The organism is Ideonella sp. (assembly GCF_044358605.1).
GTDB lineage: Bacteria > Pseudomonadota > Gammaproteobacteria > Burkholderiales > Burkholderiaceae_C > Ideonella.
In genome coordinates this window covers 23458-47112 of sequence record NZ_JBIKNQ010000023.1, presented here as the reverse complement: position 1 = coordinate 47112, position 23655 = coordinate 23458, and the positions used below count along the sequence as shown (strand labels likewise).

The window sequence follows — 23655 nt, the reverse complement described above, 5'->3', positions numbered from 1 at the left end:
CCTCACTCTTCAGCTTGACATGCAAAGCCAGCGACGCCTGAACAAGCAGAGAGGGATGGGGCGTGATGCAGCGAAGTAAAGAAGGAGGCCGAAGGCCGGGTGACATGAGCGGAATCATGCCCCATCCCTCTCTGCAAGCGCCAGCCGCGGCAGGTGGCCACCGCAGCAAGCGGCGACGCACCGACATGCCCTCGCTTGGCCGCTACAGCCGACGTCTTCACGCCTCCTCCCCCAAGAACCCCCCACTCTGATGCGCCCACAGCCGCGCATACAAGCCACCCGCTGCCAGCAACTCGGCATGACTGCCTTGTTCCACGATGCGGCCCTGGTCCATCACGATCAGGCGGTCCATGGCGGCGATGGTGGAGAGGCGGTGGGCGATGGCGACCACGGTCTTGCCTTCCATCAGTTGGTAGAGGCTGGCCTGAATGGCGGCTTCGACCTCGCTGTCCAGCGCGCTGGTGGCTTCGTCCAGCAACAAGATGGGCGCGTCCTTCAGCATCACGCGCGCAATCGCCACCCGCTGGCGCTGACCGCCCGAGAGCTTGACGCCGCGCTCGCCCACATGAGCGTCATAACCGCTGCGGCCTTTGGGGTCCGAGAGACTTTGGATGAAGCCGTGCGCCTCGGCCCTATGGGCGGCGGCGAGCATGGCCGCGTCGTCGGCATCGGGGCGGCCATAAGCCAGGTTGTCGCGCACTGAGCGGTGCAACAGCGACGTGTCCTGCGTCACCATGCCCACTTGCGCGCGCAGGCTGTCTTGGGTGACCTGGGCGATGTCTTGGCCGTCAATCAAGATGCGGCCCGCGCGCAGGTCATGAAAGCGCAGCAACAGATTCACCAGCGTCGATTTACCCGCGCCTGAGCGGCCCACCACGCCGATCTTTTCGCCGGGGCGGATGGTGAGATTCAGCGTGTCGATGACCTTGGGGCCGTCGCCATAAGCGAAGCACACCTCTTCAAACTTGACCTCGCCGCGCTTCACGTCCAGTGCGCTGGCTTTGGGCGCATCCAGCACCGTGGGCGCTTTGGAGAAGATGTCCATGCCGTCTTGCACCGTGCCGATGTTCTCGAACAGCGAGGCCATCTCCCACATCACCCAGTGCGAGATGCCATTCATGCGCAGCGCCATGGCAGTGGCGGCGGCCACGGCGCCTACGCCCACCTCGCCGCGCGACCACAGCCACAGGCCCATCGCAGCGCTGCCGGCAATCAGGCCCACGCTCAAGGTCTGAATGGTGATCTCCAAGCCAGTGGACAAGCGCATTTGCGCATAGGCCGTGCCCATGAACTCCTGCATGGCATTGCGGGCGAAGAGCGCTTCACGCCTCGTGTGCGAGAACAGCTTGACGGTGGCGATGTTGGTGGTAGGCATCGGCCACGCGGCCGGTCATCAGCGAGCGCGCATCGGCCTGGGCTTGGCCCACGCGCGCCAAGCGCGGCACGAAGTAGCGCAGTGCCACCAAGTAAAGGCCCAACCAGACCATGAAGGGCCACATCATGGTGGTGGAAAAGCTCGCTACGATGACCACCATGGTGCCAAAGTAGATCAGCACATAGACCAGGATGTCGGCCATCGTCATCACCGTGTCGCGCACGGCCAGTGCCGTCTGCATCACCTTGGTGGCCACGCGGCCCGCAAACTCGTCTTGGTAAAAGGCCAAGCTTTGCGCCAGCATTTGGCGGTGGAACATCCAGCGCAGCCGCATCGGAAAGTTGGCATGCAGGGTCTGGTACTTGGACAGCGCCCACACACTCATCAGCAGGGGGCTGGCCAGCACGGCCACGCCCATCCACAGCACCTGGGTTTGGTGCTCGGCCCACCAGGTAGCCGGGTTGGCGCCTGACAGTCCATCGACGATCTCGCCCATGAAGGCGAACATCAGGGCCTCAAAGATGCCGATGGCGGCCGTCAGCAAGGCCAGCACCGCGATATGGCGGCGCATGCCAGCGGTGCAGGCCCAGATAAAGCGGCCCAGGCCCTTGGGGGGCACGGGCGGCAACTCGTCGGGGAAGGGGGCGATCAGGCGTTCAAAAAAGGCAAACACGGCGGCTCTGCTTTGGCATGAGAGCCCCCGACGTTAGCCTAAGCCAGGGCTGCCCGGCGCAAGCCCTGAGCGAGACGCCGCTTACATGGGGGTGGGGGTGCCCGCCATGCGGTCGTACTTGTTGAAGTACTGGCGGGCCAGAGCCACCAATTGCGCATCAGTGGGGTGGTCGGCCTTTTGGCTGGCGACGATGGCCTTGGCCACGGCCGGCACATGCTTGCTGCAGTGGGCATGGAACTCGTCGTGGGCGGCACCGGGGCCGACCACCAGCACCTCGTGCACACCGGCCAGGGCTTGCGCCACATGGTTGTAGAACTCGGCCAGGGCCTTGGCGTCGGGGCCATGATGGCGCGGGTGATGCGAGCGGGCTTTGACGCGTGCGGCCTCCACCGATTCTGGGTCGAACTGCAGCACGTGGGCTTCTTGGTGGTCCATCCAGACGACGGCGTGGAATTTACTCATGGTGGGTGTCCTTCTCTAGGTGACAGTGAATCAAAGACGGTGATGGGTCACTTGGCCCTCATGGGCGCTTTGGCAGCGCACACAGCGCTCGGCCCAGGGTTCAATGGCGAGGCGCTCTTCGGCAATCGCGTCGCCGCAATCACCACAGGTGCCGAAATCTTGTTGATAGAGGCGCTGCAGCGCGCGGCTGATCAGGGCCAACTCTTGGTTAACGCGGTCGGAACGGGCCATGTCCACCTCGCGGTCGGCGTCGCGCTGCGGGGCGTCATCGCCATCTTGCGAGAGCACCTCGTGCGCGTGTTCAACCCGGCTCTGGCCACCTTGGTGGGTGTCGAGTTGTTGGGTCAGGGCCTGTTGCCGCTGGCGCAGTGCGGCTTCCAGGGTTTGGCGTTCGGGGGTGTTGAGGATGGTGCTCATGAAGGGGTCTCCTTGATGCTCATCGTGCGCCTGTGAGGCGGCGCTTGCCTTGACGGGGGTCAAGGGTGCTGCGGGTGCAGGCCCCTGCCTACAATGGCCGCTTTCCGCACTCTTGACGGCCTGTCGCCAGGCCTGCCGCGCCATGTGCCAGCTCCTCGGCATGAATGCCAACACACCCACCGATGTGATGTTCAGCTTCACCGGCCTGGCCACGCGCGCTGACGAGCACAAAGACGGTTTCGGCATTGGCTTTTTTGAAGACAAGGGCGTGCGGCTGTTTGTGGACCATCACAGCGCGCGCCAGTCGCCAGTGGCCGAGTTGGTCAAGACCTACCCCATCCGCAGCAAGCAGGTCATTGCCCACATCCGCAAAGCCACCCAGGGTGTGGTGGCGCTGGAGAACACTCACCCCTTCCAGCGCGAGCTGTGGGGCCGCTACTGGGTGTTTGCCCACAATGGTGATTTGAAGAACTTCGAACCCCGCCTGCACGGCGCCTTCAAGCCCGTGGGTTGCACCGACAGCGAGCGCGCCTTTTGCTGGCTGATGCAGGAGCTGGCCAAGTCCCACGCCAGCGTGCCCGACGTGGCCGAGCTGACCCAGACCCTGGCCGAGCTGATGCCGCAACTGCACCGCCACGGCACTTTCAACATGCTGCTCTCCAACGGTCAGGCGCTGTGGGCCCATGGCTCCACCAAGCTGCACTGGCTGGTGCGCCAGCACCCGTTTCGCCGCGCCGCGCTGCGCGACGACGACATGCAGGTGGACTTTGCCAACCTCACCACCCCGCAAGACCGCGTGGCCGTGATCGCCACCGAGCCCCTGACCAGCGACGAGGCCTGGACGGCCTTTGCGCCCGGTGAGCTGCGGGTGTTTGTGGATGGCGCGCCGCTCTGACATTCATGCCGGGCTGCTGCTGTTCATGACGGCCAGCCTGCCATTCACCCGCTGAGGGCTTGAGGCGCTTCAACGGCTGCCTACACTGCGCCCCATGTCCGCCTCCCACAACGCCCTGCAACGCGCCTACATCCGGTGGGCTGAGCCCTACTACCAGCGGCTGCCGCTCGAGGCTCAGGCCGAGGCCCGGCGCATGGACGAGTTCCTCTACACCACCCGCGGCGGGCTGGCGCTGTGGCTGGGGTGGCTGTCGGCGGTGGCCGGGTCCACCGCAGGTTTGGTGTTGGGCGTGGGTATGCCTTGGGGCCTGGCGCTGGTGTGCAGCGTGGGCGTGTGGTTCGGTATCCTCATCGCCCTGGCCAGTGCCTGGCTGATGCCCGACAAGTTCACCGGCACCCGCCTGTGGCGCGGCGGCCTGTTTGCCGTGCTCATGGCCTTTGCCGGAGCCTTCACGGGTTTCTTGGTGGGGCGGCTGACGCGCAAGGGCAACCTGGCCCTGGCCTTTGAAGACCTGGGCGACAAGCTCACCATCGCGGCCAAGCAGGCCACACCCATTCTCTTGATTGGCGTGGTGGCCCTGTTTGCCCTGCTGTGGGGCGTGGCACAGATCCGCCGCTCGCAAGCCCAGCATCAGCTGGAGCAGGCGCGGGTGGTGCAAGCCCAAGACACACTGGCCCGCCAAATGGCCGAAGCCCGCTTGAAGCTGCTGCAAGCCCAGATCCAGCCGCATTTCATCTTCAACACCTTGGCGGCCTTGCAGCATTGGGTGGATACGTCCGACGCACGGGCCGCGCCCTTGCTGCGCTCGCTCACCGGCTTCTTGCGCGGCTCCACCGAGCTGATGGCCCGCGACGAAGTGGCCTTGGCCGAAGAGCTGGCCTTGGTGCGCCACTACTTGGCCATCATGCAAGCCCGCTTGGGCGACCGGCTACAGGCCGAGATGAGCAGCACCCAGGAAGCCGACGGGTGGCACCTGCCCCCAGGCCTGTTGCTGACCCTGGTGGAAAACGCGCTAGAGCATGGCGTGGGCCCGGCCCTGCAAGCCGTGCAGGTGCGGGTGGCTGCTGCCGTGCAGGACGGCCACTTGACGGTGACCGTGCAAGACACCGGCCCGGGCCTCAGCCCCGGCTGGCAAGAAGGCGTGGGCTTGGCCAATGCGCGTGAACGCCTGCAACACCGCTTTGGCGGCCAGGCCCGCTTGCGGGTGGAGGCGGCTGATCCGGGCGTGCGCGCCACGCTGACCGTGGCTGCCGCGCGCTCGACCCAGGAGGTGGCCCATGTCGGCTGAGCGCATTGATTGGAGCCAGCTCTATTACCCGGGGCCAACCCGGCGCTTTACGCCGCAGGAGATGGCGAGGGCGGGGCAGGATAGGCCTTCCAAGACCTTGATCCTGGTTGTGCTGACTCAGCTCTTGTGCATTGTTCCGGCGCTGTGGGCACTGACCACGCCCACCATGCGACTACCAGTCTTTGGGGTGGTGGGTGCCTTCTTGATCTTGCTCCTCCCCTTGGCCGCTTGGTGCTGGGCCTACCCCACTCGCAGGCGTTTGCACATTGCGTTTCTTTCGGCAACAGCCTTTCACCTCACCTTGGCCGTGGCGGTGAAGAGTCTGGACTTGCCGCGTGAGTCGCGTTTTGAACTGTTGATCGCCTCCAGTGTGGTCTTTTTCCTGGGGTCCATGGCACTGTGGGTGTTGACCGCCACCCGCTCCAGTCAAATTTCCGCCCGCCTGCGCGAGCTCGACGAGCGCGACCAAGCCATCAGCATGGCCTTGCAGTTGGCGACGGCCCAGGTCCAGCCCCACTTCCTCTTCAACTCCCTGGCTTCGCTGCAGCATTGGGTCAGCACGGGTGATGCCCGAGCGGCCGCCTTGCTGACCGAGCTCACCGCCTACCTGCGCGCCACGCTGCCGCTGTTCGAGCGCCGCAGCCTGAGCCTGGCCCAAGAGCTGGAAGCCGTGCGCCACTACCTGGCCGTGCTGCAACTGCGCTTTGGCGAGCGCCTGCGCAGCGAGGTGCAAGCCGCTCCCGAGACCCTGCAGGCCAGCCTGCCGCCCGGCGTGCTGCTGACCCTGGTGGAAAACGCCGTGGAGCATGGCCTGGCGCCCAAGCTGCAAGGTGGCGAGGTGCGTGTGCTGGCCCAGGTGACGGCCGATGGCCGCATCAGCGTGACGGTGTGCGACGACGGCGTGGGCCTGCCCGCCCCCGACCCTGGCCCGGCCGACCCCAACAGCACACGCGGTGTGGGCCTGCGCAACACCCGCACCCGCCTGCAGCAACTGCATGGCGCTGCGGCCGAGCTGAGTTTGCACAACCAAGCCAGCGGCGGCGCTTGCGCCCAACTGCTGCTGCCCCCGGGGCCATCCGCCCCACTTTGATGTCCTCCTGATGCCCACAAGGCCTGCCATGAGCCACACCCTGACCGCCCTGATCGCTGATGATGAAGAAGCCCCCCGCGCCCAGCTCAAAGCCGCGCTGCAACAGGCCTGGCCTGAGCTGCAGATCGCGGCTGAAGCCGCCAACGGCGTCGACGCCTGGGACGCCTATCTAGAGCATGAGCCTGATGTCTGCTTCTTGGACATTCGCATGCCCGGCCTGTCTGGCATTGACGTGGCCAAACGCATCGGCGCCCAGACGCCGGTGGTGTTTGTCACTGCCTTCGGCGACCATGCCGTGACGGCCTTTGAAGCCGGCGCGGTGGACTACGTGATGAAGCCCGTCGAGCGGCCGCGCCTGGAGCAAACGGTGGAGCGCTTGCAAGCGCGGCTGCAATCCAGTGCCACGCCCACACTGCCTGATCTACAGGCCTTGTTGAGCCAGTTGGGTGGCAGCCTGCGCAAGCCCGCCCCGCTGAGCGTGATCCAGGCGGCGGTGGGCAAGGAGGTCAAGCTGCTGCGCGTGGAGCATGTGGTCTATTTCGAGGCCGATTCGCGCTACACCCGCGTGGTGGTCGACGACCCGGTCACCGGCCCCGGCGAGGCGCTGATCCGCACCCCGCTCAAAGAGCTGCTGGCCCAGCTCGACCCGGATCAGTTCTGGCAAGTACACCGCTCCGTCATCGTCAACCACCACCACATCGCCAGCGCCGTGCGCGTGGACGAAGGCACCATGGTCCTGACCCTGCGCGGCCGCCCTGACCGCCTGCCGGTGTCGCGGCATTTTCAGGGGATGTTCAAGGGCCAGTGATGCCCAAGCTCATGATGAAAGCGCACTCCGTAGAGTGAAGCCCATAGGGATTTGTGGGGGGCCTGGCTCATACATGTCAACATAGATGAGACGGTCTTGATCGGTCCCATCTACCCGTATCCGATACACGTCCAGCAGACCGATGCCCATGGGTGTATGCACGCTTGGGAACTCGCAGCACGCGCCTTGTCGCTCATACTCCAGTGGCTGGCCTTGAGGTCCACGAAGTGCATTGAGAAACAGGATGTGCAGATTTGTGCGAGATCTAGGACCTACCTTGATTGGCTTCTCTTTCGAAAAGCCATAGCCGGGATCCTGGGAGATCAGGAGTGGCATTCTGAGGTAGGGTGCCTGAGTATCAGAGCGTCCATTCGGAACACCTTTTCCTGCCTTCGTTGATCTGGCCAGTATCTCGGGGGCGGTCGGCGGCGCGGTACTGGGCGCTGGAGGAGCTTGGCAGGCCGTGAGCAGCACCGATAGGGTGAGGACGAAGCAGAGACGATGGGAGGAGCGGAGCATGGAGTTGTGATTGAGAGGGTGAGCGGATACCTTGCATCTTAGATGCCTGTTCGGTTGAACCCTTAGGCTCTTGCATGTCGCGCTACCTCTAAACTGTGTTCATCCACACTGACTGCCTGATGTGATGCCAACCTCGCTACCCACCCCCCACTTCGACCGCTTCTACCGCCACCCCGAACTCACCGCCCTGCTGCAAGCCTATGCCGATGCGCGGCCGGACTTGGTGCAGTTGCGGGAGTTAGGCAAGAGCCATGAAGGGCGGCCGATTTGGGTGATCGTGCTGACCAACACCGCCACCGGCGCGGATGATGATAAGCCGGCGATTTGGGTGGACGGCAACATCCATGCGGCCGAGCTGACGGCCTCCACTGCCTGCTTGTATTGGCTGCATCAACTGGTGCAGGGCTATGGCGCCGATGCAGCCATCACCGAGCTGCTGAACACGCGGGCGGTGTACCTGGTGCCGCGCCTCAACCCTGATGGGGCTGAGCTGGCCCTGGCCGACAAGCCGCGCCACATTCGCTCGTCCACCCGACCCTACCCGTTTGACGAGCCGCATGTCGAAGGCCTGACGGTAGAGGATGTGGACGGTGACGGCCGTGTGCTGCTGATGCGCATGCCCGACCCGCATGGCGGCTGGAAGCCCCACCCTGATGAGCCGCGCGTGCTCATCCCCCGCCAGCCGGGCGAGTTTGGCGGTACGTATTACCGCGTGTTGCCTGAGGGCACGGTGCAGCAGTTTGACGGCGTGACGCTCAAGGCCAACCGCGACGTCGAGGGGCTGGATCTGAACCGCAACTTCCCCTCCATGTGGCGGCAGGAGTTTGAGCAGGTGGGCGCGGGGCCTTACCCCACCAGCGAGCCCGAGGTGCGGGCCATGGTGGACTTCATCGTCAAGCACCCGAACATTGGTGCGGCGGTGAGCTTTCACACCCACTCGGGCGTGATCTTGCGGCCCATGGGCACGCAAAGCGACACCGACATGACGCCGGAAGACCTGTGGCTGATCAAGCGCCTCTCAGACATCGGCACCGAGCTGACGGGCTATCCCAGCGTCAGCATTTTTCATGACTTCAAGTACCACCCCAAAGAGGTCATCACCGGCACGCAAGATTGGATTTACGAGCACCTGGGGGCGTTGTTCTGGACGGTGGAGATTTGGGCGCCCAACAAAGAAGCGGGCATCAAAGACTACGACTGGATCCATTGGTACCGCGACCACCCGCCCGAAGATGATCTCAAGCTTTTGAAGTGGAGCGACGAGCAATGCGCAGGCCTGGCCCACGTGGACTGGTACCCGTTTGAACACCCGCAGTTAGGCTCCGTGGAGTTGGGCGGCTGGGACCGCCTGAACTTCTGGCGCAACCCGCCGCCGCACCTGCGCGAGCGCGAGGCCGCCCGCTTCCCCAAATGGCTGACCCAGATCGGCCTGACCCTGCCCAAGCTGGAGCTGCTGCACGCCACGGCCGAGCCCTTGGGCGACGAGCGCTGGCGGGTGCGCTTGGCCGTGGCCAATGCGGGCTACCTGCCCAGCAATGTCACCAAGCGCGCGGCAGAGCGCAAGACCTCTCGGCCCTGCGTGTTTGAGCTGGACCTGCCCGAGGCCGCCACGCTGGAGATGGGCGCACGCCGCATCGAAGGCCCGCACCTAGACGGCCACGCCGCCAAGCAATCGCTGCAGGCCTTCTTACCCAGCAAAGAGCTGACGGCGGACCGCGCGCAGGCCGAGTGGATCGTCAAGGCGCCGGCAGGTACGGTGCTGCAGCTCAGCGCCCACGCCGGGCGGGCAGGGCGGGTGCGGGCGAGTGTGAGGTTGGGCTAAGGCGGGCTGGTGCTTACTGGCAGCGGAAGTTCAAGCGCACGACACCATTGACCAGGAGGTTGGAGTCGAAGTCCTTCTTCACCACGGTCATTTTTTTCTGTTTGAGCTCGCAGAAGTTGGTGGCTTGCTCGGTCACCACCGCGTCCGCGCCGGACTGACGGCCCGCCAGCGGGGCGGCTTCTGCTTCGATAGAGAACGAGCCGTCGCTGACAGGCTTGATGGCGGATTGGTAGGTGAGCCCCAGCCCCCGCGTGCCGGTGCTTTGGTTATTGACCGCGCAAGCCGACAGCAGGGCCGTGACGAGTGCGAGGCTGGGGAGGGTAGTGATTCGTTTCATCAGGAGCTTTCAAGAGGACGAGCGCGGCACGATCGGGCGTGGCACACAGGCATGCGATTCTGAGGAAGGCAGCGGCCTGTCAGGTCAAGGCGGAGTCAACGTGGCCTCAACAGCGGCTCTAGGCCTTTGAAGATCGGCGTGCGCGGTTCAGCGCAGCAAGGCCAACGCGGCTCGCGCCGCCACGCGTCCTTCGTCGGTGGGAACGACCCACAGCTCCACCGCGCTGTCGGCGGCATGAATGGCTTGCACGCTGTCGCCCGTGTCTGCTTGGTTGGCGGCGGCATCCAGCCGCACGCCCAGAAACGCCAGGGCGCTGGCCACGTCAGCGCGCAGTGCCGCGTCGTGCTCGCCAATGCCACCGGTGAAGGCGATCAGCTCCACCCCGCCCAGCAAGGCCGCCAAGCCGCCCATCTCTCGCACGATGCGGCGTGTGAACAGGGCAATGGCTTCACGTGCTGCGGGGGCGGCGCTGGCGCGCAGGGTACGCATGTCGGCGCTCAGGCCCGACACGCCTTTGAGGCCGCTGTTTTTGTAGAGCAGTTCTTCCACCTCGGCTTGGCTCCAACCTTGGCGCCACAGGTGCAGTAGCACGCCGGGGTCTAGGCTGCCGCTGCGGCTGCCCATCATCAGGCCGTCCAGCGCCGAAAAGCCCATGGTGGTGGCGACAGAGCGGCCGCCTTGGGTGGCGCACAAGCTGGCGCCGTTGCCCAGGTGGGCCAGGATGGCGCGGCCATCAGAGCGGCCACCAACGCGCGGGCTGTGCGCGGCCAGCACCTCGCTCACATACTGGTAAGACAGGCCATGAAAGCCGTACCGGCGCAGGCCTTGCTCGGCCAGGGCGGCGGGCAGGGGCAGGCGCTGCTCCAGGGGCGGCAGGCTGGCGTGGAAGGCGGTGTCAAAGCAGCCCACTTGCGGCACGCCCGGCAGGGCTTGGGCAAAGGCGGCCACACCGGCCAGGTTGTGCGGCTGGTGCAGCGGGGCCAAGGGGCTGAGGGCGGCCAGGGCTTGCAGCGTCGGCGCATCCAGCAAGCAGGGCGCCACGCACACGCTGCCGCCATGCACGATGCGGTGGGCCACGGCCTGCAGCGGCACTTGGGCGGCGCTCAACAGGCTCACCAAATGCGTTAAGGCTTGCGCCATGGGCGGCTGCGGGCTGGCGGGCAGGTCCAGCGCTTGGCCTTCGGCCTTCAGGCGTGGACGGCCGCCGGGCTCCAGGCCTTCATAGGTGCAAGCCCAGCGGGCCGGGCCTTCTGCCGGGTACAGGCCGCATTTGAGCGAGGACGACCCGGCGTTGACGGCCAGCACGGCGCGCTGGCCTTGGAAGCGCTCGCGCAGGGTCGGCATCACGGGCGGCGGCCCACCAGCGCCGCCAAAGCGGCCGAGGCCACGCGCGAGGCGGCGGTGTCGGCGCGGCTGGTCAAGGCGATGGGCACGCGGGCGCCCAGCACCACGCCGCAGCTGGCCGCGCCGGCCAGGTAATCGAGCTGCTTGGCCAGCATATTGCCGGCCTCCAAGTCAGGCACCAAGAGGATGTCAGCGTCACCGGCCACGGCCGATTGGATGCCCTTGATGCGGGCGGCCTCGGCCGAGATGGCGTTGTCAAAGGCCAGCGGGCCGTCCAGCAGGGCACCGGTGATCTGGCCTCGGTCGGCCATCTTGCACAGCGCGGCGGCGTCCAGGGTGGAGGGGATGCGCGGCGTTACCGTCTCCACGGCAGAGAGGATGGCCACCTTGGGGCAGGCCACGCCCAGGGCGTGGGCCAAATCAATGGCGTTGCGCAAGATGTCGGCCTTGGTGAGCAGGTCGGGCGCGATGTTGATGGCCGCATCCGTCACCAGCAAAGGCTTGGGGTAGGCGGGGACATCGAGCCTGAAGATGTGCGACATGCGGCGCTCGGTGCGCAGGCCGGGCTCGGCCAGCACGGCCTGCATCAGTTCGTCCGTGTGCAGGCTGCCTTTCATCAGCGCATGGGCTTGGCCTTGGGCGGCCAGGCTCGCGGCCATAGCGGCGGCGGCGTGGCTGTGCGGCGCGGCGATCAAGGTCAAGCCGTCCAGGCTGCGGCCCAGGGTGTCGGCCAGCTTGCGGATGCGGGCTTCTGGCCCAATCAGCAGCGGGATGATCAGCCCGGCGTCGGCCGCGTCCAGCGCGCCACTCAGCGAGGCCTCGTCACAGGGGTGGGCCACGGCGCAGGGCACGGGTGGGCGGCCACGCATCTCAGCCACCCAGGCGGACATGCGCGCCTCAGCGGCGGCGGCATCGGCGCGGTGGCCTGCGGGCAGGGCATGGTCCGCCGGGCGGCTCAAAGAAGCATTCATGATGGGCGTGGGCTCAGAGTTTGCTGGCCTCGTCGCGCAGGGCGGCGGCCAGGGCGGTGTGGTCAATGCGCGCGTGGCGCGGTGTGGTGGGCACCAACAGGCCATCGCGCTTGAAGCTGCTGACCAAGCGGCTGGCGGTTTCAATCGTCATGTCCAGCATGGCGCTCATTTCTTGGCGGCCGGGCAGCCAGATCTCGCCGCCGTCGGCATATTCGGTGAGCTTTAGCAGCAGGCGCAGCATGCGGTAGCGCGCAGGGCCGGCGCATAGCTCGGTCAGCCATTCGTCGGCGTCGTCCAAGGCGCGTTGCCAGCGCTTCATCATGTCGCGCATCAGCTCGGGCTGCTCGCGCGTCAGCTCGTCCACCAGGGTGCGCGGCAGGCGGCAGACCTCCACCGGCGTGCAGGCCACGGCGTCGGCCGCATAGCTTTGGCCCAGCATGGCCTCCATGCCCAGCAGGTCAGAGCGGCCCGCCAGGCGCAAGATGCGGCGCTCGCCCCGCTCGTTGTTGCGCTCTAGGCGCACCACGCCTGAACGCACCGTGAAGGCGGCATGGCCCGTGCCCTGGGCTTCGTACAGGCTTTGGCCGGGCTCTAGTTTCAGGCTGGCGATGTGGACGTGGATCTTGTCCAACTCCGCATGATCCAAGACGCCAAAGAGGGCGAACTTTCGGACGCCGCACTCGGCACAGACCCGAGCCTGGGGATTGAACAGCGACTCGTGTGGGCTCAGGGGGATGATGGAGGCGGACATGCGCTCAGTATGCCGTCTGCCGCTGGGTTGCTCCCAGCGCTCAAGGGATGACCCTGGCATGAAAAAGCCGCCCAAAAAGGCGGCTCAGCAAAGGGGGCGAAAGAAGCGCTGGGTGGGGTCAGCGCTTTTGGTCGGCCTTGAGCACGCGGGCCATGCAACGGCGGTCATTGTGAATGGCCATGCTCCAGAAGGGCTCGAACTTCTGGCCCTTATCGTCTCGCGCGGCGGGGGCCACGGGGTGCAGGCGCGGAGCGGGAAACGGAGGATGAGCAGACTTTTGCATGGGGGTTCGCTGATGACTTCTAGAGCAGGCTTTGAAGGGCCTGCGAGGGGTACAACGAGCCAGCTTTCTGCGCAGATGACAAGAATGTGAAAGTTTTTTGCATCCGTGAAGACCCGCGGTATTGAATGAATTTACGCATGCCGAACATTCTTGCAAATGTGTGCGCACACTACCATTTTATTCGCTGTTATATATAGGCTTGTGTCAGGCAATGAACCCAGAAGTTGCCAAGCCATCACGCATTTGCCGGGTTAGCAAGCGGCCTGCGCAGGGATCTTCCCCGGGCGGAGTGGGCCAAATCGCCCCGGCCCGTTATCATGGTCGGTTGCCCTCGCTGCGCCTTGCCGACCCCATGCCACACACTGATTTGCCCGCTGTTTCTGCCGCCTCTGCACCGGGTTTGCCGGGCTTGCCGACCTTGTCTGCCACGGCATTGGCCCAAGCGGCCCGCATCTCAGTGCGCGGTGCGCGCACCCACAACCTCAAGAACATCGACCTCGACATCCCCAAGCATGCGCTGGTGGTGATCACGGGGCTGTCGGGCTCGGGCAAGTCCTCGCTGGCTTTTGACACCTTGTATGCCGAGGGCCAGCGCCGCTATGTGGAGAGCCTCTCGGCCTATGCGCGGCAGTTCTTGCAATTGATGGACAAGCCCGATGTGGATGTGATCGAGGGCCTGTCGCCCGCCATCTCCATCGAGCAAAAGGCCACCAGCCACAACCCGCGCTCCACGGTGGGCACGGTCACCGAGATCCACGACTACCTGCGCTTGCTCTATGCCCGCGCAGGCACACCGTTTTGCCCCGACCACGGCCTGGCCCTGCAGGCGCAGAGCATCAGCCAGATGGTGGACGCCACGCTGGCGCTGCCCGAGGGCACCAAGTTGATGGTGCTGGCCCCGGTGGTGCGCGACCGCAAGGGCGAGTTCCTGGAGCTGTTTGCCGACATGCAGGCCCAGGGCTATGTGCGCTTCAGGGTCGACGGCCAGGTGCTGGACGCTGCCGATGTGCCGCCGCTCAAAAAAGCCGAGAAACACGACATCGACGTGGTGGTGGACCGACTCAAGACCGGCGAAGGCATGAAGCAGCGCCTGGCCGAGAGCTTTGAGGCGGCGCTGCGCATTGCCGACGGCCGGGCGATTGGCTTGGAGATGGACACGGCCAAAGAACATCTGTTCTCGGCCAAATACGGCTGCCCGGTGTGCAGCTACTCGCTGCAAGAGTTGGAGCCGCGCCTGTTCTCGTTCAACTCGCCGGTGGGGGCTTGCCCGCACTGCGACGGGCTGGGCATGCAAACCGTGTTCGACCCCGACCGCGTGGTGGCCTTCCCCACGCTGTCGCTGGGCTCAGGTGCCATCAAGGGCTGGGACCGACGCAATGCCTACACCTACTCCATGCTGGAGAGCGTGGCCAAGCATTACGGCTTCGACTTGGAGACCCCTTACGAAGAGCTGCCGCCCAAGGCCCAGCAGGTGCTGCTCTATGGCTCGGGCGGTGAGGACATTGAGTTTGTTTACGAGGCCGAAGGCAAGAACGGCAAGCCGCGCAGCGTCAAGCGCTCGCACCCCTTTGAAGGCGTGATCCCCAACTTTGAGCGCCGCTACAAAGAGACCGACTCGGTGGCGGTGCGCGAAGACCTCGCCCGTTACCAAAGCGCCAAGCCCTGCGGCCATTGCGGCGGCGCGCGGCTGCGCGTGGAGGCGCGCAATGTCTTCATCCCCGGCACCGAGTCGCAAAAGGGCCGCCCCATCTATGAGGTGGAGCACCTGACTTTGGCCGATGCCCTGGCTTGGTTCAGCAGCTTGGCGCTGACGGGGGCCAAGGCCGAGATTGCCGAGAAGGTGGTGCGCGAGATCCGCTCGCGCCTGCGCTTCTTGAATGATGTGGGCCTGAACTACCTGAGCCTGGACCGCAGCGCAGACACCCTCAGCGGTGGCGAGGCCCAGCGCATCCGCCTGGCCAGCCAGATCGGCTCCGGGCTCACGGGCGTGATGTATGTGCTGGACGAGCCCAGCATCGGCCTGCACCAGCGCGACAACGAGCGCCTGATCGGCACCTTGAAGCACCTGCGCGACCTGGGCAACAGCGTGCTGGTGGTCGAGCACGACGAAGACATGATCCGCGCCGCCGACTGGTGCATTGACATGGGCCCGGGTGCCGGCAAGCATGGCGGGCAGGTGATGGCAGCGGGTACGCCTGAGCAGGTGGCGGCCCACCCCGACTCCCTCACCGGCAAATACCTGGGCCAGGTGCTGCGCATTGCGGTGCCTGAGAAGCGCCACAGCCTGGCCGACAGTACCGACCCCAAGACCTTGCGGGTGGTCAACGCACGCGGCAACAACCTCAAGGGCGTGACGGTGGAGTTCCCGGTGGGGCTGCTGACCTGCGTGACGGGCGTGTCGGGTTCGGGCAAGAGCACCTTGGTCAACGACACGCTGTATGCGGCGGTGGCGCGCAAGCTCTACAACAGCCATGCCGAGCCCGAGGCTCACGACACCATTGAAGGCCTGGAGGCTTTTGACAAGGTGATCAATGTGGACCAAAGCCCGATTGGCCGCACGCCGCGCTCTAACCCGGCCACCTACACCGGCTTGTTCACCCCCATTCGCGAGCTGTTTGCCGAGGTGCCCACCGCGCGCGAGCGCGGTTATGGCGCGGGCCGCTTCAGCTTCAATGTGGCGGGTGGGCGCTGCGAGGCCTGCCAGGGCGACGGCGTCATCAAGGTGGAGATGCACTTTCTGCCGGATGTCTATGTGCCTTGCGACACCTGCAAGGGCCTGCGCTACAACCGCGAGACGCTGGAGGTGCTCTACAAAGGCAAGAACATTGCCCAGGTGCTGTCACTGACGGTGGAAGAGGCGCACGCCTTTTTCAGCGCTGTGCCCAGCATTGCGCGCAAGCTGCAAACCCTGCTGGACGTGGGCCTGGGCTACATCACTCTGGGCCAAAGCGCCACCACTTTGTCGGGCGGTGAGGCGCAGCGGGTCAAGCTGGCGCTGGAGCTTTCTAAGCGCGATACCGGCCGCACGCTCTATATCTTGGACGAGCCCACCACCGGCCTGCACTTTGCCGATATTCAGCTGCTGCTCAAGGTGCTGCACCAGCTGCGTGATGCGGGCAACACCATCGTCGTGATCGAGCACAACCTGGATGTCATCAAGACCGCAGACTGGCTGATCGACATGGGTCCAGAAGGCGGCTCGGGTGGCGGCACGGTGTTGGCCGAAGGGCCGCCCGAGGCGATTGCGGCCAGCGAGGCCAGCCACACTGGGCGCTTTCTCAAGACATTGCTGGCGCGCTGAGGCCTAAGCCGCGTTTCAGGCGGCCAGCACGGTGACGCGGTCTCGGCCGCCGGTCTTGGAGGCGTAGAGCGCTTGGTCGGCCCGCTCGAAAAAGTCGGTGGGCGATTCGCCCGGCTTGTGGCGGGTCACCCCCAGCGATAGGGTCACGCGTGCCAGGGTTTCATCGGCGCCATGGCGGCGGATGCGGGCGGCGCTGATGCGCTGGCGCACCAATTCGGCCAGGGTGTGCGCATCGGGCAAGGCAGACTCTGGCAGCAGCACGGCAAACTCCTCACCGCCAACCCGCGCGGGCAAAGCACCTTGCGGAGCCAAGGCCTTGAGGACGGCCGCCACCGCCTTGATGACCTGGTCGCCAAAGGGGTGGCCCCAGGTGTCGTTGATCTTCTTGAAGTGGTCGATGTCGCCCACCAGCAGGCAGGGGGCGCTTTCGCCACCGGCCACGGTGCTGGCCAAGCAGGCGGCCAAGCGTTGGTCAAAGGCGCGGCGGTTGGCCAAGCCGGTCAAGGCATCCAAAAGCGATTCCTCGCGGGCTTTGCGCACCTCTTCGCGCAAGGCCATGATCTGCTTTTGGCTGTCGTCAAAGCGGTCTTGCAAGGCCTTCATATTGCCTTGCATGGTGCGGGTCTCAGCCAGCGCCTCGGCCACGGCGTCGGCATGGCCATCGCCTTGGTCCAGCGCGGTGGAGAGCCGCCCCAGGGTTTCACCAAACCGGGCGGTGTCGGTGCCGGCTTGCGCGGCGGAGGTGGCCATGTGGCCCAGCACGCGCTGAAAGCCTTCGGTCACGCGGGCGGCGGTGTCGGCGTCGATGTCGGCCACATGGCGATCAAACAAGTGCCGGGTGGTGGTTTCGTCCAGCGTGCCGCTGCGGGCCATGACCTCATCGATCGCATGACGCAGGTCCGGGTTGCGATTGGACACATAGTCATACCAGATGGCGTAGCTCACCGGGTGCAAACCGGCGGTCTGGCGGGACATCAGGGGCAGTGCTTTGCGCAGGAGTTCAGCGCTTTGCTCGATGCTGTCTTCGTACTTCACAGATATTCCCCAACAACTTGGATTGGGCGCTATAGCCTGTAGGACTCATGCGCCGACTTATGGGTGAACCCCTAGCGGTAGTCACGCCAATCAATGTACTCCTCCGCGTGGGCGGTGTGTCGTTGAAATGGTCGCAGCTTGTACTGCTTTTGAAAAAGCAGTTGTCGGGTGCAACACAAGGCATCAGAATCCGCGCTTCACCAATTTTGCTTTTTCTTTGAGGTGCACCAAAGAGTGCGTCCAAGGCAGCGGACATACTGTGCGTGAGCACAGACTTCGCTGAAGCGCGTGACGGGATAGGGCTCTCCGTCACGAGGGAAGGTAGTACGAATGTCAGACCTGTGTGCGCCATTGGCCGATGAACATCTTCGCTTGGAGGTGTTGCGTAGCCTTAGGTTGCAGGAATCTTCACCAGATCCCAGTTTTTTGCCACTGGTGCGCTTGGCGGCTCAGTTGGCGGCTTGTCCGTCCAGTGCGTTGTCAGTGCTCGAATCAGATTTGGTACGGCCGCTTGCATGGTGCGGTTGGTCTTCCGAGGCCATTCCACGGCAACACGCGTTCTGTTCCATCTTGCCCAGTCATGCGTCCCTCTTGATCGTGCCTGATGCGCGGCTGGATGAGCGCTTTGCTCAGCTTCCTTTGGTTGTCGGCGATGTGGGCTTGCGCTTTTACGCGGCGGCCCCGGTCTTGGTCGATGGCGAGGTGGTGGGTTCACTCTGCGTGATGGACACCACGCCCCGCACACTGACGCCGGGTCAGTGTGAGTCCTTGCAGGAGTTGGCGGCCTTGGCTGCTTCTCTGTTGATCCAAGGTCGCCAGCGTCGCGAGGCGGATGATCATGCCCAGCGACTCCACGATCTGGCGCGCGCCTCTGGCGATTGGATGTGGGAGTTGGATGCGCAAGGCCGCTGCACCTGGATTTCCGGAGACATTCAGGCGGCCACCGGGGTGCACCCCAGAGAGTTGCTGGGCAGCCCGCTGCCGCCTGAGCTCCTGGTCGATGAAAAAGGCCAGCTCTTGAATCCACCCCAGTACTTGAGTGATCTGTTGGCAACACGCAGACCCTTGTCCCGCGTGCTGAGCCGTTGGGACACGCCGCAAGGGTCGCTGTGGCTGTCGCGCAGCGCCCTGCCAGTGTTCAACGGGCAGGGGGAGTTTGTGGGCTACCGTGGCACAGCCCGCAACATGAGTTCCAAGCTCGCGGCACAGCAGCACCGGCGTGAGCAGGACGAGCGGCTGCAGCGGCTCTCCGCCGAAGTGCCCGGGGCCTTGGTCCAGTTTGTGGTGCCTGCTGAAGGCGGCGACCCGCGCTATCTGTATGTCAGTGCGGGCCTGAGCCGTTGGATCGCGCCGGTGCCGGAGGGCACCACTGCGCTGGCGCCTTTTGGGCCGGCTGACGACATGGTGCCCGACGACCAAGCGCGTTGGCGTGCCGCACTCAAGCGCTCGGTCAACAGCCTGCGCCCTTTGCAGGTGGAGTACCGCCGCCGCAGCGGCCGTGGCCCGCAACGCTGGTTTGAAACCCGGGCGTCGGCCCAGCGACTGCCCGATGGCAGCACGGTGTTCCACGGCTTCACGGCAGACATCACCGAGCGGCGCAACTTAGAAGCCTCGCGCCTGGAGAACGAAGTGCTCCGGCGGGAAAAGGCGGCGGCCGAGGCGGCCAACCGTGCCAAGAGCGAGTTCTTGTCGCGCGCCAGCCATGAGCTGCGCACGCCCTTGAACGCTGTGGTGGGCTTTGCCCAACTGATGACCATGGACGCTGCCAACCCGCTGCCGGCCGAGCAAGCGCACCGGCTGATGGGCTTGCGCAGCGCGGGGCAGCGCCTGTTGGACTTGGTCAACGATGTGTTGGATGTGGCCCGCATCGAGGCCGGCGGCTTGCAGCTCAAAAAAGAGCGAGTGGACCTAGGGCCTGTGGTGGCCACCTGTTTGGTCACCATGCGGCCCATGGCCGCCGCGCGCGAGGTGGTCTTGCAGGCTGAGTTGACGGAGATGGCGGCCGTCTGCGGTGATGCCATGGCCGTTGAGCAGATTTTGATCAACTTGCTGAGCAACGCCATCAAGTACAACCGCCACGGCGGACGAGCGGTGGTGCAAGTCTGGGCCGACGGTGACCACCAAGTGCTGGCCGTCACCGACCAAGGTTGGGGCTTGGATGAGGCAGCCCAAAGTCAGTTGTTCCAACCCTTCAACCGATTGGGTGCGGAGCGCCGACGCATTGAAGGCAGCGGCCTGGGCTTGGTCATCGTGCGCGACCTGGTGCATGCCATGGGCGGCACGATAGAAGTCATCAGTGCGCTACAGCAAGGAGCGGAGTTCAGAGTGCGGCTACCCCGAGACACCAGCAGCGAGGCGCCCAAGGCGGAGCCTGTGCCGCCGAGGGGCAAGCCTCGTGAACCGACACTGACCGCCAGTTCTGGGACCGTGCTCTATGTGGAGGATGAGCCCCTCAATGTGCTGCTGATTCAGGAGGTGTTTCGAGCCCATCCTGGCTGGACGCTGCACATCGCTACCGATGGGGCTGCTGGTGTGGCCATGGCAGCTGCTTTACAGCCCGACCTGGCCTTGATCGATATGAACTTGCCTGACATCGGGGGCTTGGAGGTTCTGCGCCAATTGCGCGCCTCACCCAAGACGGCGGGTTTGTGCTGTATCGCCCTGTCGGCGGATGCCTTGGCCGAGCAGATCACGGCGGCGCGGGCGGCCGGCTTTGACGACTACTGGACCAAACCCATTGATCTTGCCAACCTGATGTCGTCGGTGATTCGAGCGCTCCAAGCACACGCGCGCAAATAAAAAAACCGACCCAGGGGTCGGTTTTGCGCTTAGCCACCGCAGCTGCGGTGGTGTCGGCAATCAGCTCAGGTGGCTGTTGATCAGCTTGGTCATCTCGAACATCGAGACTTGCGCCTTCTTGAAGATTTCCTTCAGCTTGGCGTCGGCATTGATCATGGTGCGCTGGGCCTTGTCTTGAAGATTGTTCTTCTTGATGTATTCCCAGACCTTCTTGGTCACCTCGGTACGCGGCACAGCCTTGTCGCCAATGATGGCGGCCAAAGCGGCGCTGGGCGTCATGGCCTTCATGAAGGCCGCGTTCGGGGTGCGCTTCTTCGCCGGAGCTGCTGCAGCCTTCTTGGCCGGAGCCGCCTTCTTAGCAGGCGCTGCCTTCTTCGCCGGAGCTGCTGCCGCCTTCTTGGCCGGAGCCGCCTTCTTCGCAGGAGCCGCTGCCGCTTTTTTCGCGGGAGCCGCCTTCTTGGCCGGAGCGGCCTTCTTCGCAGTTGCCATATCGATTCTCTCCATCAAAGGAATGTTGATGTGCCAGACCTGGGCGGCGGCCGCGTGAGCCACCGATCCTCTACGTCAATGAGCGGGGTGAATGGTACTGCGTGTACGAGGGGCTGAGAAGCGGTTTTCCCAGGTAAATCGTGCTCGGACCCCTGCGAAACCACGCTTTTTGTCGTTCGCAGGCATCACCCTTGGGGTTTGCCTCGCATAAACGGGCCGATGGCGGCCTGATGGCGCCCCAAAAGACGCTGCAAATGGTGCCCCCTTAAATACCGTGCACCGTATTTTGGGTGGATCGCCCACCTTGTAAATGCGCGGTCTGACCTCAAAATGTCAGGCTGACAGACCCCTGGGCCGGAAGGCCCCGGGCTGGTTCGCACCACAGAAAGAGGAACAAGATGAAGCTGATTGTTCGTTGGGCTTTGCTGGCGGTGGCCTTGCTGGCGGTGGCACAGGTCTATGCCGGCGTCACCCTGACGGGCTTTTCAAGTGCCCTGTTGGCCGCCGGGATGCTGGGCTTGCTCAACACGCTGGTGCGGCCTCTGCTGGTGCTGCTCACCTTGCCCGTCACCTTATTGACCTTGGGCTTGTTCTTGTTTGTGATCAATGCCCTGATGTTCTGGTCAGCGGCTGGGCTTTTGGGGGGCTTCAATGTCACCGGCTTTCCAGCCGCCCTGATCGGCTCACTGCTCTACAGCGCCTGTGGCATGGTCATTGACGCGGTGGTGGAGCGCATCTTCGCCCGTGAGTCGGCTTGATCGAGGCGCATGGGCTTACTCCGGGCGCTCACCACGCATCTCCGCCAGCAGGCGGCGCCGGGGGGCCTCCAGCTCACGCATGCGCGCGGCAATGATGCTGGCCTCCACATCATCCCGAGCGTCCGGCGCCCGTGAGTTTTCTTGCGCCACTCGCAGTCGATCAAACGCCCCCAGCAAATCGCCTTGAGCATAGGCGGCCTCTGCCGCCGCGCGCTGGGCCCGCAGCTTCAAGCCCAGCGGCTCGGCGCATTGCGCCAAGGTTTGCCAGGCCGTGGCGTCTTGCTTGTGGTCGGTCACCCAGGTTTGCAATTGCTCCATGGCGGCGCGCAAGGCCTGGGTACTTTGCGCTTGGCCGGCACGGTGGCGAGCCAGGGCGATATCGGCGCGTAGCAGCAAGCCTGGGCGGCTCAGGTCGGCCTCCAACGCGGGCATCAATGCGTCCAATTCGGGGCTGAGCGGCTCGCCTCCACCGCGTGCTTGCTCGATCAAGCTCTGAGCCTTCAGGTGCGTCACGGCCAGTCGAGCAAAGGCTTGGGCCTTCAGCGTGCCCTGGGCCAGCGCTTCGGACTCTTTGATGAACTGGGCCGCTTTGGCATGGTCGCGCAGTTGCACCGAGGCCAGCGCAGCCGCATAAACCGCAGCCAAGCGCGCTTCACCCACCTGGGGTGAGCCCGGCTCGCCCTGGCTTTGCAGGCGCCGCAAGGCGGTTTCACTGCGGTCCATCAGGACGCGGGCGCGAGCTTGCATCAAGGCGTGGCGCACGGGCTCGGCATAGGCCGGCGGGGCGGGGCGGTTCTCGCGGGTGCGCAGCCGGGCTTCGCTGATGCGTTCAATCGTCAGAGGGTGCGTGCGCAGATAAGGGAACTGGTTGTTGTCGTTGAGCCGTGAAGCCACTTCCATCTTCTCGAACATGCCGGACATGCCCGACGGCATGAACCCCGCCTGCACCAGCAGTTCAAAGCCAATTCGGTCGGCTTCACGCTCCATTTCGCGGGTGAAGTTGATCTGGCCTTGGATCATCGCGGCCTGCCCGCCAGCCACTACAGCTTGAGCGACCTCGGCATTGTTGCTGCGGCTGGCGGCTATCAAGCCCAGCAAGATGGCCGCCATGGCCGCCGTGCCTTGACGCTGGCCGTTGACCATGCCGCGCGCGATGTGACGCTGGCTGATGTGGGTTAGTTCATGGGCCAGCACCGAGGCCAACTCGTCCCGCGAGGCCGTCATGCCGATCAAACCCAGATAAACCCCCACATAGCCGCCGGGCATGGCAAAGGCATTGACGGCCTTGTCCCGGCCCAAGAAGATCTCCCAAGCGAAGGCGCGGTCCAGGTCGGGCGTGATGTCGCCACGGGCGCGTGCGGCTTCTAGCAGCGGTGTCCAAAGGCCTTGCACATAAGCCTGCAGCAGCGGGTCATCCAGAAAGTCAGGGTCGCGGCGCAACTCGCGCATATAGCGGTCGCCGAACTTGCGTTCGGTGATCAGGTCTACATCGTCCGACACCGCGTCCCCCAGCGAAGGCAAGTTGACTTGAGCCAAAGCTTCGGGGGCTCGGGCGGCCACCATAAAGGTCGCTAAGCTCACCAGGGACAGCGCACGGGTCAGACGGGAGATGTTCATCAGACAAGGTCTCACAGCGCCGCCGTAGCGGCAAAAGGGCGCCGCTATCATGACACCGACTTGTATCTCTGATGTTGCGCCTGCTATGAATGACCAACTGACCCATTTCGATGACCACGGCCAAGCCCATATGGTGGATGTTGGCGCCAAGAGCGAGACGCACCGCATCGCGGTGGCGACGGGCCAGATCCGCATGCTGCCCGCCACGCTGGCGCTGATCACCAGCGGCAGCGCCAAAAAAGGCGACGTCATCGGCATCGCCCGCATTGCAGCCATTCAGGCCTCTAAGCGCACGGCTGACCTGATCCCCTTGTGCCACCCTCTGCCCCTGACCCGCGTGGCTGTGAGCTTTGACATCAACGAGGCGGCCAGCACCGTGTCTTGCACCGTGCAGGCCGAAACCTATGGCAAGACCGGCGTGGAGATGGAAGCCCTGACCGCCGTGCAGGTGGGCTTGCTGACCATTTATGACATGTGCAAGGCCGTGGACCGCGGCATGGTGATGGAAGGCGTGCGCCTGCTGGAGAAGCAGGGCGGCAAGAGTGGGCATTGGGTCGCGCCGGCTTGACACCTGGCGGTCTTTTGCCCGGAAGCTGGGGACATAGCCCTAAGCAGCCTAGG

19 protein-coding genes and 1 pseudogene are annotated in these 23655 nt (G+C 64.8%); 9 read left to right on the top strand and 11 right to left on the bottom strand.

What is annotated here, in order from left to right:
• Nucleotides 1-217: 217 nt before the first annotated feature.
• The 3 genes and pseudogenes from ACIQ3Q_RS10105 to ACIQ3Q_RS10095 form a co-directional block, all read right to left on the bottom strand.
• Nucleotides 218-2048 (bottom strand): annotated as a pseudogene (locus ACIQ3Q_RS10105) (ABC transporter ATP-binding protein).
• 81 nt (nt 2049-2129) lie between these two features.
• Entirely contained in the window at nt 2130-2510 is a 381-nt protein-coding gene (locus ACIQ3Q_RS10100) for a hypothetical protein (RefSeq protein WP_396268948.1), read from the bottom strand.
• A gap of 30 nt (nt 2511-2540) precedes the next feature.
• Entirely contained in the window at nt 2541-2927 is a 387-nt protein-coding gene (locus ACIQ3Q_RS10095) for a TraR/DksA family transcriptional regulator (RefSeq protein WP_396268947.1), read from the bottom strand.
• A gap of 142 nt (nt 2928-3069) precedes the next feature.
• On the opposite strand from ACIQ3Q_RS10095, the gene ACIQ3Q_RS10090 reads away from it, so the two are divergent.
• From ACIQ3Q_RS10090 to ACIQ3Q_RS10070, 5 genes are all read left to right on the top strand, one after another.
• Nucleotides 3070-3822 (top strand): class II glutamine amidotransferase, encoded by a 753-nt coding sequence (locus ACIQ3Q_RS10090; RefSeq protein ID WP_396268946.1) that lies wholly within the window; start codon nt 3070-3072, stop codon nt 3820-3822.
• 94 nt (nt 3823-3916) lie between these two features.
• Nucleotides 3917-5110, top strand: coding sequence for a sensor histidine kinase (locus ACIQ3Q_RS10085; protein ID WP_396268945.1), 1194 nt, complete (start codon nt 3917-3919; stop codon nt 5108-5110).
• The gene (locus ACIQ3Q_RS10080) at nt 5100-6200 is read left to right on the top strand and encodes a sensor histidine kinase (RefSeq protein WP_396268944.1); all 1101 of its coding nucleotides are present in this window, start codon (nt 5100-5102) and stop codon (nt 6198-6200) included. The genes ACIQ3Q_RS10085 and ACIQ3Q_RS10080 overlap by 11 nt, the downstream gene beginning before the upstream one ends.
• A 28-nt stretch (nt 6201-6228) precedes the next feature.
• Nucleotides 6229-7008, top strand: a complete 780-nt coding sequence (locus ACIQ3Q_RS10075; RefSeq protein ID WP_396268943.1) for a LytR/AlgR family response regulator transcription factor — start codon at nt 6229-6231, stop codon at nt 7006-7008.
• 643 nt (nt 7009-7651) lie between these two features.
• Nucleotides 7652-9349 carry a M14 family metallopeptidase gene (locus ACIQ3Q_RS10070; protein WP_396268942.1) on the top strand — a complete coding sequence of 566 codons (1698 nt, stop codon included), beginning with the start codon at nt 7652-7654 and terminating at the stop codon, nt 9347-9349.
• Nucleotides 9350-9362: 13 nt separating this feature from the next.
• On the opposite strand, the gene ACIQ3Q_RS10065 is transcribed toward ACIQ3Q_RS10070, so the two are convergent.
• The 5 genes from ACIQ3Q_RS10065 to ACIQ3Q_RS10045 form a co-directional block, all read right to left on the bottom strand.
• Nucleotides 9363-9686, bottom strand: coding sequence for a hypothetical protein (locus tag ACIQ3Q_RS10065; RefSeq protein ID WP_396268941.1), 324 nt, complete (start codon nt 9684-9686; stop codon nt 9363-9365).
• 147 nt (nt 9687-9833) lie between these two features.
• Nucleotides 9834-11030 carry an acetate/propionate family kinase gene (locus ACIQ3Q_RS10060; RefSeq protein ID WP_396268940.1) on the bottom strand — a complete coding sequence of 399 codons (1197 nt, stop codon included), beginning with the start codon at nt 11028-11030 and terminating at the stop codon, nt 9834-9836.
• The gene (locus ACIQ3Q_RS10055; protein ID WP_396268939.1) at nt 11030-12001 is read right to left on the bottom strand and encodes a bifunctional enoyl-CoA hydratase/phosphate acetyltransferase; all 972 of its coding nucleotides are present in this window, start codon (nt 11999-12001) and stop codon (nt 11030-11032) included. The genes ACIQ3Q_RS10060 and ACIQ3Q_RS10055 overlap by 1 nt, the downstream gene beginning before the upstream one ends.
• Nucleotides 12002-12014: 13 nt before the next feature.
• A complete protein-coding gene (locus ACIQ3Q_RS10050) occupies nt 12015-12752 on the bottom strand; it encodes a Crp/Fnr family transcriptional regulator (protein WP_396268938.1) in 738 nt (245 codons plus the stop codon).
• Nucleotides 12753-12870: 118 nt separating this feature from the next.
• Complete coding sequence (locus ACIQ3Q_RS10045) at nt 12871-13035, bottom strand: hypothetical protein (protein ID WP_396268937.1); 165 nt, start codon at nt 13033-13035, stop codon at nt 12871-12873.
• A 352-nt stretch (nt 13036-13387) separates the two neighbouring features.
• On the opposite strand from ACIQ3Q_RS10045, the gene uvrA reads away from it, so the two are divergent.
• Nucleotides 13388-16336 (top strand): excinuclease ABC subunit UvrA, encoded by a 2949-nt coding sequence (uvrA, locus tag ACIQ3Q_RS10040; RefSeq protein WP_396268936.1) that lies wholly within the window; start codon nt 13388-13390, stop codon nt 16334-16336.
• Between the two features lie 15 nt (nt 16337-16351).
• Here the strand turns inward: uvrA and ACIQ3Q_RS10035 are convergent, their stop codons facing one another.
• Entirely contained in the window at nt 16352-17371 is a 1020-nt protein-coding gene (locus tag ACIQ3Q_RS10035) for a GGDEF domain-containing protein (protein ID WP_396268935.1), read from the bottom strand.
• 330 nt (nt 17372-17701) lie between these two features.
• Here ACIQ3Q_RS10035 and ACIQ3Q_RS10030 point away from each other — a divergent pair, with 330 nt between their 5' ends.
• Complete coding sequence (locus ACIQ3Q_RS10030) at nt 17702-20170, top strand: ATP-binding protein (RefSeq protein ID WP_396268934.1); 2469 nt, start codon at nt 17702-17704, stop codon at nt 20168-20170.
• 60 nt (nt 20171-20230) lie between these two features.
• On the opposite strand, the gene ACIQ3Q_RS10025 is transcribed toward ACIQ3Q_RS10030, so the two are convergent.
• The gene (locus ACIQ3Q_RS10025) at nt 20231-20659 is read right to left on the bottom strand and encodes an SWIB/MDM2 domain-containing protein (RefSeq protein ID WP_396268933.1); all 429 of its coding nucleotides are present in this window, start codon (nt 20657-20659) and stop codon (nt 20231-20233) included.
• A gap of 398 nt (nt 20660-21057) precedes the next feature.
• Between ACIQ3Q_RS10025 and ACIQ3Q_RS10020 the strand changes: the two genes are divergently transcribed.
• Entirely contained in the window at nt 21058-21417 is a 360-nt protein-coding gene (locus ACIQ3Q_RS10020; RefSeq protein WP_396268932.1) for a phage holin family protein, read from the top strand.
• A gap of 15 nt (nt 21418-21432) precedes the next feature.
• Here ACIQ3Q_RS10020 and ACIQ3Q_RS10015 read toward each other — a convergent pair whose 3' ends face one another.
• The gene (locus ACIQ3Q_RS10015) at nt 21433-23034 is read right to left on the bottom strand and encodes a M48 family metalloprotease (protein WP_396268931.1); all 1602 of its coding nucleotides are present in this window, start codon (nt 23032-23034) and stop codon (nt 21433-21435) included.
• An 85-nt stretch (nt 23035-23119) separates the two neighbouring features.
• Here ACIQ3Q_RS10015 and moaC point away from each other — a divergent pair, with 85 nt between their 5' ends.
• The gene (moaC, locus tag ACIQ3Q_RS10010) at nt 23120-23602 is read left to right on the top strand and encodes a cyclic pyranopterin monophosphate synthase MoaC (RefSeq protein ID WP_396268930.1); all 483 of its coding nucleotides are present in this window, start codon (nt 23120-23122) and stop codon (nt 23600-23602) included.
• Nucleotides 23603-23655 lie beyond the last annotated feature (53 nt).

Bases quoted from the DNA above. Each gene is read 5' to 3' on its own strand.
- ACIQ3Q_RS10100 (WP_396268948.1), bottom strand. From the start codon at position 2,510: ATGAGTAAATTCCACGCCGTCGTCTGGATGGACCACCAAGAAGCCCAC.
- ACIQ3Q_RS10095 (WP_396268947.1), bottom strand. From the start codon at position 2,927: ATGAGCACCATCCTCAACACCCCCGAACGCCAAACCCTGGAAGCCGCA.
- ACIQ3Q_RS10090 (WP_396268946.1), top strand. From the start codon at position 3,070: ATGTGCCAGCTCCTCGGCATGAATGCCAACACACCCACCGATGTGATG.
- ACIQ3Q_RS10085 (WP_396268945.1), top strand. From the start codon at position 3,917: ATGTCCGCCTCCCACAACGCCCTGCAACGCGCCTACATCCGGTGGGCT.
- ACIQ3Q_RS10080 (WP_396268944.1), top strand. From the start codon at position 5,100: ATGTCGGCTGAGCGCATTGATTGGAGCCAGCTCTATTACCCGGGGCCA.
- ACIQ3Q_RS10075 (WP_396268943.1), top strand. From the start codon at position 6,229: ATGAGCCACACCCTGACCGCCCTGATCGCTGATGATGAAGAAGCCCCC.
- ACIQ3Q_RS10070 (WP_396268942.1), top strand. From the start codon at position 7,652: ATGCCAACCTCGCTACCCACCCCCCACTTCGACCGCTTCTACCGCCAC.
- ACIQ3Q_RS10065 (WP_396268941.1), bottom strand. From the start codon at position 9,686: ATGAAACGAATCACTACCCTCCCCAGCCTCGCACTCGTCACGGCCCTG.
- ACIQ3Q_RS10060 (WP_396268940.1), bottom strand. From the start codon at position 11,030: ATGCCGACCCTGCGCGAGCGCTTCCAAGGCCAGCGCGCCGTGCTGGCC.
- ACIQ3Q_RS10055 (WP_396268939.1), bottom strand. From the start codon at position 12,001: ATGAATGCTTCTTTGAGCCGCCCGGCGGACCATGCCCTGCCCGCAGGC.
- ACIQ3Q_RS10050 (WP_396268938.1), bottom strand. From the start codon at position 12,752: ATGTCCGCCTCCATCATCCCCCTGAGCCCACACGAGTCGCTGTTCAAT.
- ACIQ3Q_RS10045 (WP_396268937.1), bottom strand. From the start codon at position 13,035: ATGCAAAAGTCTGCTCATCCTCCGTTTCCCGCTCCGCGCCTGCACCCC.
- uvrA (WP_396268936.1), top strand. From the start codon at position 13,388: ATGCCACACACTGATTTGCCCGCTGTTTCTGCCGCCTCTGCACCGGGT.
- ACIQ3Q_RS10030 (WP_396268934.1), top strand. From the start codon at position 17,702: ATGTCAGACCTGTGTGCGCCATTGGCCGATGAACATCTTCGCTTGGAG.
- ACIQ3Q_RS10025 (WP_396268933.1), bottom strand. From the start codon at position 20,659: ATGGCAACTGCGAAGAAGGCCGCTCCGGCCAAGAAGGCGGCTCCCGCG.
- ACIQ3Q_RS10020 (WP_396268932.1), top strand. From the start codon at position 21,058: ATGAAGCTGATTGTTCGTTGGGCTTTGCTGGCGGTGGCCTTGCTGGCG.
- ACIQ3Q_RS10015 (WP_396268931.1), bottom strand. From the start codon at position 23,034: ATGAACATCTCCCGTCTGACCCGTGCGCTGTCCCTGGTGAGCTTAGCG.
- moaC (WP_396268930.1), top strand. From the start codon at position 23,120: ATGAATGACCAACTGACCCATTTCGATGACCACGGCCAAGCCCATATG.